The following is a 513-nucleotide window of genomic DNA, read 5'->3' as shown; positions in this document are numbered from 1 at the left end:
CCGCACATGCCCGCCGGAAAGGTAGCCGTAGCTCTCCTCAAAGCCGAAGATATAGCGGTCCACATGACCTTCCGCTTCCAGCAGGCCGATCTGCTCACCGATGAACTTGAAGCCGGTCAGGGTGCGGCGCAGTTCCACACCGTACTTGGCTGCCACAGGGGTGGCCATGTCGGTGGAAACAATGGTGGTCACAGCCACCGGATCGGCGGGCATAGTGCCCCGGGCCTGGCGGGTGCGGCAGATGTAATCCAGCAGGATGATGCCCATCTCGTTGCCGGTGATCAGCCGGTAGCCGCCTTTGCCGTCCGGCACGGCGGTGCCCATCCGGTCACAGTCGGGGTCGGTGCCCAGCATCAGGTCGGGGTGGACGGTGTCGCACAGTTTCAGGCCGGTTTCCATGGCTTCAAGTTCATCGGTGAGCAGATCGGCCTGCTGGAAGCGGAAGGTCATGTGGACCGCTATATCTTCGGCTTTGAGGAGAGCTACGGCTACCTTTCCGGCGGGCATGTGCGG

1 pseudogene is annotated in these 513 nt (G+C 62.8%); it reads right to left on the bottom strand.

Features of this window, described 5'->3' with window-relative positions:
- Positions 1-405, bottom strand: a pseudogene (locus tag H6B10_RS15195) (phospho-sugar mutase); the annotation flags it as partial.
- Positions 406-513: the final 108 nt, after the last annotated feature.

It is taken from the genome of Gemmiger formicilis (genome assembly GCF_016901605.1).
GTDB lineage: Bacteria > Bacillota > Clostridia > Oscillospirales > Ruminococcaceae > Gemmiger > Gemmiger formicilis_B.
The sequence above is the reverse complement of the archived record's forward strand: the minus strand, read 5'-3'. Positions and strand labels throughout refer to the sequence as shown.